Source organism: Kitasatospora sp. NPDC004272 (assembly GCF_053603035.1).
The window spans coordinates 18,326-28,117 of record NZ_JBSGET010000110.1 but is presented as its reverse complement, the minus strand read 5'-3'; the positions used below and the strand labels follow the sequence as shown (position 1 = coordinate 28,117).

Sequence of the window (9,792 nt, the reverse complement as noted above, 5' to 3'; positions counted from 1 at the left end):
GGGCATCCGCGCTCCGCGCGGATGCGGACCCGCTCCGCGTGTCCGGCGATCGGCTTCGCCGATCGCGGCCGGGCGCTTCGCGCCCGGCTCGGGGCACGCCTCCGCTTCGCTCCGGCGGCCCAGGCGGCTGATCATCACTCAACTCGTCCAGCTGGATACCGGGTTGATGAAAGAACGGCCTTCGGCCGGGCCGACTAGGGCAAAGGCCCGGCCCGGTGCGCACGGTACAGGCCGGCAGAGGCGAGCCCGGAAAGAAAACCACACACATACACGGGTACGCGGGTGCGCGGGTACCGGCCCCTACCAACCCAAGAACAAGCACGGCCAACCAACCCCACCCCCACACCCGCATCACTTCCACACGCCAAACCACCCCGCCCACCCCAACACCCCCACCCCGAACCAGACAAGGCCGAACACCAGCCAGCACAACCACCGACCTCGCTACAGACCACCAGAACAAAATGGTCAAGCCCCAGCTACCACCCCCACCCGCCTGCGGAACCAATGCAGGGGCGGATACAGCTATCCGATGGATCGAAGCGGGACGATCTTTAGCCTCTGGATGTTGCCTATAGGCAACGGAGAGAGCACCACCCTACTCGCACATTGCCTATAGGCAAGTGGCCTTGGGTAAGCCGAGTATCGTGTCGGCGCCACATGATTGCCTATAGGCAATATGAATACACGAATCGTGCACTGGAGTGTAAGAATCGTGCACTCCTCAGACCCCCTGACCTGGGAAAACACTGTTCCCCTCTTAATACTCAACAGGAGGTCACCCGGCTCACCCTCACCCCCGATGGCCCGCACCACCAACTCCTTGCCCCTCGCACAACAACCCACCGGGCCTCCGGCGGGCTGGCTGTCCGTGCCGCTGCCGCAGCCCGGACCTGCGTCCAAGGCGGCCTGCAGGCCGGTCAGGGGCGCGGCTTACTGCGTAAGTCGCGGGATTCCGGCTGCCGCCGGAACCGGGCCCCTGGGGGCCCTTCCCGCGCCTACCGGTCAGGCACCAACCCCCCTTGCCCTGCCGCCGGCCCCCTAACCGGCGGGACGACCGACACCCGCCACAACAGGGCCCACCCCACCTCACACAGGACGCACAAGGGGCACGAAACGGAGCGTTTCACCAGGAAGGCAACGCCGGCTAACAGGCCCCGCCCAGGACGACCCCACCCACCCACACGACCCCGCTCCCCGCACAACGACGTGCCAGCACAACTTGATTGCCTATAGGCAATGCAAATGCACGAATCGCGTACCCCTCCTGCTCTCCCTGAACTGGGAAAGCGCTGTTCGTCTCTTCATGGTCAACAGGAGCTCCCCCGACCGTCCGGACTGTTGCCGCTGCCCGGGCCGAGGCCAGCGACAACAACGTCAGGTAAGGCTTTGGCCCGTCGAACCGTACGGACTTGAAGGTTCTGCACGGAGAGAACTTTCAAGGGGCTACAGCCCGTGCTCTGCTTCAGCCGGCGGCGGTCAGCCCGGATCTGTTCGTTCGGGGCGGGCGCCGACGGTAGTTGGGAAGGACGACCTCGGGGACGTCAGCCGGCACCTCCTCCAGCGCCTTGGTCCACTCTTCCCGAGAACCTTTGAAGGCAACCCGCGGGTTGATCCGGCACAGCCCGTTGGAGATCCGCCAGAGCAGGCCGAGATCGGCCAGCCGGTTGAGGGCGGGTGAGATGTTGCTCTTGCTCGTGGCCAACCGTTCGGCAATGTCATCGAGGGTGAGGACCACGAAGCCGCCGTCGGTCATCTCGCCCAGCACCGTATGCCAGACGTCGTACTGCAGGGTCGTCAGTCGGTACAACGGCAGGGCCCGGGATAGATCCTGTGCGGTGAAGACGCTACCTTCGGCAGTCAAAAGGGTTTCCGTACCAGGGGAACGGTCGGCGGCGGTCATCACAGCGACTCCAGCTTCGGTCGACGGGTGCGGCGGGGCGGACGAACCTCGCCCTCGGGCAGGCGGATCTCCGGAATGGAATCCGGCATCAGCGCCAGGGCGCGCTGCTGTTCGGCGCTGGAGCCCCAGAAGGCGATGCGCGGGTTGATCCGGTAACGGCCTCGCCGCTCCAGCCAGATGAAGCCCATCTCAAGGAAACGGGCCAGAGCCTCGCCTGCTTCCTTACGGCCGATACCGAGCCGCTCGCCGAGCTTGATGACCGTGATCGGCACGATGCCGCCTTTGAGTTGAGCGCCGAGCATGGTGTGCCAGACGTCGTACTCCGTGGCCGTCAGTCCGATGAACGGCAGTTTGGCGGAGAGTTCTTTCGACGCCATGTAGAAGGTGTAGCCGAGGAAGTCGAAGTTCTCCTGCTTGCCAGTAGCCGGTTCCAGCTCAGGAGACGGGTTGACCGTGACCGTCTCACCTGGCTGAAGCCGGATGGCGACCACGTTGTGCGTACCCGCTGGCTCAGTGGAGGGCGGCGCGGCGGGTTGGCCGGGCCGCGAAGCGGGGAGGCGGGCCACACGGCCATCCTTCGATGCACTGATCACCCCCAAAGGTTATCTCAGCGCATAACTTTTGTAGGGTTCTAACCCGCAATTGGCACACCGGCCCGACGAGTGTGGGGTTATAACCCCCAGTTACTGATGAGTAACGTGGGTTATAACCCCACACTCGCTCGACGTTTCCTCAGGTCAGCACGTTGCGCCTCTTTTAATGCAGAGCCAACCGTCACACTGTCCCCGTCGTCTGGGCCTCCGGCGGGCTGGCTGTCCGTGCCGCTGCCGCCGCCCAGGCCGGGCACCCAGGGCGGCCTGCAGGCCGATCAGGGGCGAGGCTCACTGCGTAAGTCGCGAAAGTCCGGCTGCCGCCGGACCCGGGCCCTTGGGGGCCCTTTCCGCGCCTACCCGCCCAGGCACCCACCCCCCTCACCCTGCCGCCAACCCCCAACCAGCAGGACAACCACCACCCGCCACAACGGGTCCACCTCATCGCGTACAGGACGAGAAGGGGGCGAAGCCAAGCAGTCCACCAGGAAGGCAGCACCCACAGCAGGCCGCACCCGGGACGGCGGACTCCACCCCAGCCTGCCCCGTCAACCCCAACCCCCACCACAACGCCGTGTCGGTGCAACCTGATTGCCTACAGGAAATACGAATGCATGAATCGCGCACTCCTCGTATCCCTCGCGCCGCCTGCTCCTCGCCTCTCGCACAACAGCCCACCGGGCCTCCGGCGGGCTGACCTGCGCCGCTAACGCCGGAGGGGGTGCAGGCAGACCTGGTGGTGCCGTGCGGGCGTGCTCGGTCCGAAGGGGCGCTGAGAACGGCTGCCGGCGGGGCGCACCGGCTGTTGGAGGGGCTGCTTCTCGGGTGTCGCGCAGCGGCACATCTGCCGGCATTGATTCCTCGGGCCAGTTGCGAAGGAATCGGGCCCGGTCAGTGGTGGTTGCCGCGCCGCTGGCTGCAGTTCTCGATGCCAAGAGGCTGGGCCCGACGCTCGCTGCGTCGGGCCCAGCCTCGGACGGGATCACTGGCCGACGGTGCCCCAGGGGTAGGAAGCGGACCAGGAGCCGGTGGAGTAGTTGCCGTCCTTCTCCGTGATCTGGCCGCTGGAGGTCATCGTGAACAGGTGGAGTTCGTTGTCGGTCATGGAGGTGGAGATGCTCACGATGTCGCTGTCCGACCAGGGGCTCCAGGAGGACCAGGAGCCGTTGGAGTAGTCGCCGTCGCGCTCCTTGAGCGCGCCGTTCTCCGCCTCGAAGAGGTGGACCTGCGAGTCGTGGGAGGCGAGCGAGAGGGTCTTCACGTTGGTGCGGTCCCACGGGGTCCAGGCGGACCAGGCGTGGGTGTCGTAGTTGCCGTCCCGCTCGAACAGCTGGCCGCCCCCGCCGGAAGCGAAGAGGTGGACGGTGTTGCCGGTCGAGGCGGCAGTCACTGCGGAAATGCTGCTGGTGTCGCTCCACTGGTTCCATGCCGACCAGGAGCCGGTGGAGTAGTCGCCGTCACGTTCGAAGATCTGGCCGTTCTCGACGGTGAAGAGGTGGACGCTGTTGCCGGTCGAGGCGATTGTCAGCGCCTGGACGCCGGTGCGGTCCCACGGGGTCCAGGCGGACCAGGCGTGGGTGTCGTAGTTGCCGTCCCGCTCGAACAGCTGGCCGTTGGAGACCGCGAAGAGGTGAACGGTGTTACCGGTCGAGGAGGCGGCTACCGCGGAGACGTTGCCCAGGTCGGCCCAGGGGGTCCAGGAGGACCAGGACCGGGCTGCGTAGTCGCCGTCCCGCTCGTAGATCCTGCCGTCCGCGCCGGCCACGAAGAGGTGGACCTGGTTGGTATTGGTCACCGCCTGGGCGATCCGGTTCGGACCGGAAGCGCTTCCCGTCGTGTCGTCGACGATCTTGTTGTAGCGGTAGGCCTTGTAGTCACCGTTGGGGTGGGAGTCGAAGGTGGCGGCGTTGATGGAGACGCCGGTGACGTGCTTCACGGGGGTGGAGCCGAAGGAGTAGTAGGAGAAGGTGGTGTGGGCGGTGTCGTCCCACTTCTCGAACAGGATGACGTGGTCGTAGAAGCTGTTGAGGATGTCGCCGGCCTTGAGGTCGCTGCGGGAGATCTCGGTGGCGACGCCGGGCAAGGTCTGGGTGGTCAGGCTGGAGCCCAGGTGCCAGGCCATGGAGACGTAGCCGGAGCAGTCGGTGCGGTAGGTCTTGCCGGAGGAGTCCGCGTAGGTGCCGCTCTGGTTGTAGGGAATCGACTTGCCGAGCCAGTACTGGGCCCGGGTGATGACCTCGCTGCGGCTGATCTGGCCGTCGACCGCGGAGGCGGCCTGGGCCGTGGCCGCCGTGGCGACCGTGAGGGCGGTGGTGGCGACCGCACCGGAGGCGGCGATGACGGCGGCCAGGGCGAGGCGGACGAGCTTGGAGCTGCGGGAAGAAGACATGACGGAGTTCCTCTCGATGCGGGTTCGAAGAAGGCGGGTGAGGTGCCGGCCTCGCGGAGCGGCTCGACAGGGTGTCAGCAGATGGCTGTCCTGCAGGAACAGCCGGAGCTCGGACGTCGGGCGCTGCGCGGTCGGCGGCCGGAATCAGCACGGACCGGTACAGCCGAGGGCTGGCTGACAGCGGTTGTCCGGGGGAAAGGCTGCGGTGCAGCAGCGCCGAGCTGAAGAAGCGGACGCTCGGGGATTGCGGCTGCCGGGTTGGCGGCGGACGGCTGCCCTGCAGGGGTAGCCGTCGGTGCGGTGCGGCGGCGGAACGCGGTGCGTTGGGGCGGTGGCGGCCGGCTGTCGGCGTTCGGACCCTGGGGGTCCGGGTCGCGGAGATGCGGCCTGCGGGGTCGAAATCAGTGCGCTGCGGGCGGGAGCGGCGGCTGGTAGCGCTGGCGCAGCATCGGCGATGCCTGGTGGCTGCGGGTGATCAGGCCGTACGCGACGGCCAGTGGATGTTTCGCTGCGGCATCGACCGGGGCCGCTGGGTTGTCGGGGGTGGTTTCAGCGGCAGCGGTGGGGTGGGTCAGCAGGTAGAACAGCAGGGCCACCTGTTCCGGCTCGCAGCGGACGGTGATGTGCTGGACGGCGTCGGCGGGTCTGGTGTGCGCCCACAGGACGGCCTGGACTTCCTCTGCTTCCCCGCCCCGGGGCCACCCGGTGGTGTCCTTGCGGCGCAGTGAGGCGTAGACGATGTCCATCTGCGGTCAGTCGCCCCAGCCGAGGCTGTCGGTGGTGGCGGTGGTGGTGGGCGGGGCGGGGGTGGTGGAGACCGTGGTGGTGTCGGAGGCGGAGGCGGAGACGGCGGGGGTCAGGAGCAGGGCGCCGAGGGAGACGGTGAGGACCGCGGCGGCCTTGGCGATGCGGGTGCTGGTCATGGTGGTCTTCCTTAGAACGTGACGGGTGGTCGGGTGGTCGGCCGGTCGAGGAGTCCCGCGGTTGACCCTCTTCCGGTTGCCGCCGGGTTCTCGTTCTCCCTGGCGGCGATCTCTACTCTCGCCGTTGCGGGACCCCCTCGGAAGGGGTTCGGGTTGTCGCCAACCGGCCTGTCCGACACCAGACAGGATGTCATGTACTCGTCAATAATCGGGGTCGGACACTCTCTGGACACAGGTCCGCAAATGCCCCGAAGTACGCAGAATCGATCTTGTGATCGAGTACACGGTCTGCCAGGATGCGTGACGCTCCGTGTGCTACCGCACACGGCACCACCCACGAACCACCACATGAGGGGGGCCCATGCTGGAGGCTCTAGGACTCACGCCCACGGCCGGCCGGGTCTACCGGGCGCTGCTCGACCGACCCGCAGACGACCTCGACGAGATCGCCGCCCACTGCGCGCTCAGCACCACCCAGGTCCACGACAGCCTCGACGAACTCGGCACCCTGATGCTGATCCGCGCCTCCGCCGAACACCCCGGACGGATGCGCGCCGTCGACCCCGCCATCGGCCTCGCCGACCTGCTGGCCCGTCAGGAAGCCGAACTCGCCGAACGCCAGGCCACCCTCGCCGCCTCCCGCGCCGCCGTCACCCGCATGGTCGCCGACCAAGCCGAACACCGCTCCGAGCACGGCGAACGGCTGCTGGGCATGGACGCCATCCAGCAGCGCCTCGAACGCATGGGCCGCGACACCACCCGCGAGGTCATCAGCATCCAACCCGGCACCCAGCGCCCCGAGGACCTCGCCGCCTCCCGCCCCGCCGACGCCCAGGCACTCGCCCGCGGCATCACCATCCGCACCCTCTACCAGGACTCCACCCGCCACCAGCCGCACACCGTCACCTACGCCCACTGGCTGCGCAGCCAAGGCGGCGAAGTCCGCACCTCCCCCACCGTCCCGCAGCGGATCGTCGTCGTCGACCGCCGCGAGGCTCTCGTCCCCATCGACCCGGAGGACAACCGCAAAGGCGCCCTCCACGTCACCGAGCCCGGCCTCCTCCACTCCCTGACCGACCTGTTCGACCAGGCATGGAACACCGCCGTCCCCCTCGGCTCCACCACCCCCGACGACCCCACCACCGGCCTCACCCCCACCGAACGCGAACTGCTGCGCATCCTGGGCTCCGGCCTCACCGACGACGCCGCCGGCCAGCGCCTGGGCTTCTCCTCCCGCACCGTCGGACGCCACATGGCCTCCATCATGGAACGCCTGGGCGCCAGCAGCCGCTTCGAAGCCGGCATCAAAGCCGCCCAGCGCGGCTGGCTCTGACCCCGCACCGGGAGAAGGCCCGCAGGTATGCCGAGAAAACTTCCCTGCGCCCACAAGGGCATCCACCGGCAGGGTAGAACCGCTGACGGCCGACAGCGAGCTTCTCGGCTACCGCATTCGCGGCGCCGGCGCCTGGCCCAGCTGCCGCTGCCCGGGTCAGGCACGCTGGTCGGCCTGCGGGGAACCCGACGCCCGCTGCAGCGGGACCGCCCCGCCGCGCGCAGGACGGACAGGGGGCGAAGCCGAGCAGTCCACCGGAAAGGCGGTATCCACCGAGGGATCGGCCCGGGTCTGTCCATGCTTACGGGGGGCGACCAGGGCCGGGGGGTGTGGTGGAGGAGGAGGGCTGCGGTCAAGGGCTGGTTTTTCGGACCTTAGGTCCGAAAAACCAGCCCTTGTGGGGGTTTTCGCAGGTGAGGCTCCGGGCTACTGCTGGTCGGGGACGGCCTTGATGGTCCGGCGGCGGCGGGCCTCGGTGTTGCCGATCTTGCGGGGGCCGGTGGCGCGGGCGTCGGGGGTGATCTGCGGGGCGTCCAGTGCTTCGCCGACCAGGCGGCGGATCTCCGGGTTGGCGGCGAAGAAGTAGCGGGGGTTGACGCGGTAGCGGGTGGGGTCCGGGTTGTCGGCCAGGTGCAGGGCTTCGAGGCGGGAGAGGGAGTCGTAGACGGTGGAGACGGAGGTTCCGCAGTCCGCGGCGATCTCCTCCACGTCGGCGGTGACCGTGTCGAAGACCGCCCCCCGGCTGACCAGCCATTCCAGGACGCTGCGCTGGCCGGCGGAGAGGTTGAGGGTGTAGACGGGCGGCATGCCGAGGTCGTCCGGGTCGAATCCGCCGCGGTGGTCGTGGGTGGCGGCGCTCATCGGTCGGCTCCGATCGTGGTGGTGCTGCGGGTGCGGCGCGGGCCGGAGGGTTTCTGCGCCTGCTTCGCGGCCGCCTTCTGCGCCGCGGCGACGGCTTTGGCGTCGGGGACGATGGCCGGCGGGTCGAGGCGGCGGCACGCCTGCACCTGGGCTTCGCCGCTGCCTTCCCAGAACCGGCGGGGGTTGAGCTGGTAGGTCTGGCTGCGCGGGCTGGTCTTCAGCAGGATGTTCAGCTTCACCAGGCGGGCGAGCGCCGTCTTGGCGGTCGTCTCGGTGGCGTGGATCTCGGCGGCGACGGCGGCCGGGGTGACCTTGACGGCCGCGCCGGCGCCGCCGTTGGAGCGGACCCAGTCGATCGTCGCCCACTCCGCGCCGGACAGCGCCAGGCTGTAGAGCGGGGCGTCGTCGGTGTAGGCGTTGAGGGTGTAGGAGCCGTCCATGGTGTGCGGCGTCCGGCTCTTCGGCGCCGGCAGTACCGCGCCGGTGTCCAGGTTCACCAGGGCGATGTTGCCCCTGCGGGCCATCGTTGCTCCTCATCACGTGGGGTGGTCGTTGCGGGGTGCCAGTTCTGCCAGTCGGCGCCGTCTCGCTGCACAAGGGCTGGTTTTCCAGACGTTGGCTCCAGAAAACCCGCCCTTGTGGACGTGAACCTACAGGTCTTCGGCCGAAGGACGCGGTCAAGTCGGGGTGTGTCGGTTCGCTTCCTTCCGACCCTTCCACCGCCTGTACCGCTAACGTCTGGTTTTCTGACCTTAACGGCTGGAAAACCAGACGTTAGCTCGGGCATCGCCGCAGGTCAGGGGATGTTCCCCCTTCTTAAGTAAAGGCACGCGTGCCCCGAGGCCCCACCCCGCTTCGGGTTTCAGCTCCGCTCTCGGCGCACCGGTGCGGTGGCGACCGGGGGTCGGCGGGCCGGACAGGACCCCCTGGCTACGGGTTCCAGTGGTCACCACCGCGCGCCCGTCTGCACCAGCCATCGCACGGGACCCCGGTCGTTGCTGAAGGGGCTTTCCCACCCCCGCCAACGGCCTTCGGTGGCGACCCGGGAACCACTGTGTCCTGGGTGGTGACCCCCGCCACAGTCGGGGTCCGGCGTCCTTCGAGGGCCTGGCCCGGGCGGAGGGTGGTGCGGTCCGCAGTTCGGCCGCGCCAGCTCGGGCGGAGGGGCCGCCCCGGGTGCCCGTGGGTCGTACGGGCAGAGACCTGCCAGCAGGGCGGCTACCGGTGCAGCCTCGGTCGTCCGGGACGGCGGCGTGGGGTGGTCAGCCGATGCGGCCGAGGTGGATCACGATGATGGTGACGGTGGTCTCGGTGATCTCGTACATCACGCGGTAGCGGCCGACGTGCATCCGGCGGAGGTCGGCGGAGCCGTACTCGGCGCTGCCCGGCGGACGGGGGGAGTTGGCGAGCAGGTCGACGGCGTCCATGAGCTGCCGCAGGCCTTCCGGGTCGTCCTGGAGGAACCGGGCGGCGGCGTTGATGGCCGACTCGTCCCAGATGATCGTGTAGCTCAAGCAGCGGGCCCCAGTCCGAGCTGGGTGCGGACCTGCTCGTGCGGGACGCCGGTGGTGGCGCCGGTGGCCTGCTTCGCCCGGTACCGGGCGAGGGCGAGGGCGTCTTCGAGGTCGGCCAGTTCCTGGGGGTTGATCAGGACGGCGGCGGGCTGGCCGTGGTCGGTGATGGTGATGCGTTCGCGGGCGTGGGAGGCGCGCCGGACCAGCGAGCCGAGGCAGGCCCGGGCTTCGGTGATCGGCAGGGTGTCACTCATGTACAGAACTGTACACTTCCTGCTC

General features: G+C 68.6%; 10 protein-coding genes. 1 reads left to right on the top strand and 9 read right to left on the bottom strand.

Annotated features, from left to right (window positions below; genetic code table 11):
* Nucleotides 1-1,465: 1,465 nt before the first annotated feature.
* The 5 genes from ACWEO5_RS28080 to ACWEO5_RS28060 form a co-directional block, all read right to left on the bottom strand.
* Entirely contained in the window at nt 1,466-1,903 is a 438-nt protein-coding gene (locus ACWEO5_RS28080) for a replication/maintenance protein RepL (RefSeq protein WP_452164998.1), read from the bottom strand.
* On the bottom strand, nt 1,903-2,496 hold the full coding sequence (locus ACWEO5_RS28075; protein WP_452164997.1) for a hypothetical protein: 594 nt from the start codon (nt 2,494-2,496) through the stop codon (nt 1,903-1,905). The genes ACWEO5_RS28080 and ACWEO5_RS28075 overlap by 1 nt, the downstream gene beginning before the upstream one ends.
* 979 nt (nt 2,497-3,475) lie before the next feature.
* The gene (locus tag ACWEO5_RS28070; protein ID WP_452164996.1) at nt 3,476-4,882 is read right to left on the bottom strand and encodes a hypothetical protein; all 1,407 of its coding nucleotides are present in this window, start codon (nt 4,880-4,882) and stop codon (nt 3,476-3,478) included.
* Nucleotides 4,883-5,283: 401 nt separating this feature from the next.
* The gene (locus ACWEO5_RS28065; protein ID WP_452164995.1) at nt 5,284-5,628 is read right to left on the bottom strand and encodes a hypothetical protein; all 345 of its coding nucleotides are present in this window, start codon (nt 5,626-5,628) and stop codon (nt 5,284-5,286) included.
* A 6-nt stretch (nt 5,629-5,634) separates the two neighbouring features.
* A complete protein-coding gene (locus tag ACWEO5_RS28060; RefSeq protein WP_452164994.1) occupies nt 5,635-5,805 on the bottom strand; it encodes a hypothetical protein in 171 nt (56 codons plus the stop codon).
* A gap of 361 nt (nt 5,806-6,166) precedes the next feature.
* Between ACWEO5_RS28060 and ACWEO5_RS28055 the strand changes: the two genes are divergently transcribed.
* Complete coding sequence (locus ACWEO5_RS28055) at nt 6,167-7,138, top strand: helix-turn-helix transcriptional regulator (RefSeq protein WP_452164993.1); 972 nt, start codon at nt 6,167-6,169, stop codon at nt 7,136-7,138.
* A 426-nt stretch (nt 7,139-7,564) separates the two neighbouring features.
* Here the strand turns inward: ACWEO5_RS28055 and ACWEO5_RS28050 are convergent, their stop codons facing one another.
* The 4 genes from ACWEO5_RS28050 to ACWEO5_RS28035 all read right to left on the bottom strand — a co-directional run bounded on the left by ACWEO5_RS28050 (nt 7,565) and on the right by ACWEO5_RS28035 (nt 9,767).
* Nucleotides 7,565-7,999: a MarR family transcriptional regulator gene (locus ACWEO5_RS28050; RefSeq protein WP_452164992.1), complete on the bottom strand. Its 435-nt coding sequence runs from the start codon at nt 7,997-7,999 to the stop codon at nt 7,565-7,567.
* Nucleotides 7,996-8,523, bottom strand: coding sequence for a MarR family transcriptional regulator (locus tag ACWEO5_RS28045; protein ID WP_452164991.1), 528 nt, complete (start codon nt 8,521-8,523; stop codon nt 7,996-7,998). The genes ACWEO5_RS28050 and ACWEO5_RS28045 overlap by 4 nt, the downstream gene beginning before the upstream one ends.
* A gap of 738 nt (nt 8,524-9,261) precedes the next feature.
* Nucleotides 9,262-9,513, bottom strand: coding sequence for a type II toxin-antitoxin system RelE family toxin (locus ACWEO5_RS28040; protein ID WP_344556878.1), 252 nt, complete (start codon nt 9,511-9,513; stop codon nt 9,262-9,264).
* A complete protein-coding gene (locus tag ACWEO5_RS28035) occupies nt 9,510-9,767 on the bottom strand; it encodes a type II toxin-antitoxin system Phd/YefM family antitoxin (RefSeq protein WP_452164990.1) in 258 nt (85 codons plus the stop codon). The genes ACWEO5_RS28040 and ACWEO5_RS28035 overlap by 4 nt, the downstream gene beginning before the upstream one ends.
* Nucleotides 9,768-9,792 lie beyond the last annotated feature (25 nt).

What these genes read in the sequence shown, in the direction of transcription:
- ACWEO5_RS28070 (WP_452164996.1), bottom strand. Translation starts at nt 4,882, where the DNA reads ATGTCTTCTTCCCGCAGCTCCAAGCTCGTCCGCCTCGCCCTGGCCGCC.
- ACWEO5_RS28080 (WP_452164998.1), bottom strand. Translation starts at nt 1,903, where the DNA reads ATGACCGCCGCCGACCGTTCCCCTGGTACGGAAACCCTTTTGACTGCC.
- ACWEO5_RS28035 (WP_452164990.1), bottom strand. Translation starts at nt 9,767, where the DNA reads ATGAGTGACACCCTGCCGATCACCGAAGCCCGGGCCTGCCTCGGCTCG.
- ACWEO5_RS28050 (WP_452164992.1), bottom strand. Translation starts at nt 7,999, where the DNA reads ATGAGCGCCGCCACCCACGACCACCGCGGCGGATTCGACCCGGACGAC.
- ACWEO5_RS28055 (WP_452164993.1), top strand. Translation starts at nt 6,167, where the DNA reads ATGCTGGAGGCTCTAGGACTCACGCCCACGGCCGGCCGGGTCTACCGG.
- ACWEO5_RS28060 (WP_452164994.1), bottom strand. Translation starts at nt 5,805, where the DNA reads ATGACCAGCACCCGCATCGCCAAGGCCGCCGCGGTCCTCACCGTCTCC.
- ACWEO5_RS28045 (WP_452164991.1), bottom strand. Translation starts at nt 8,523, where the DNA reads ATGGCCCGCAGGGGCAACATCGCCCTGGTGAACCTGGACACCGGCGCG.
- ACWEO5_RS28065 (WP_452164995.1), bottom strand. Translation starts at nt 5,628, where the DNA reads ATGGACATCGTCTACGCCTCACTGCGCCGCAAGGACACCACCGGGTGG.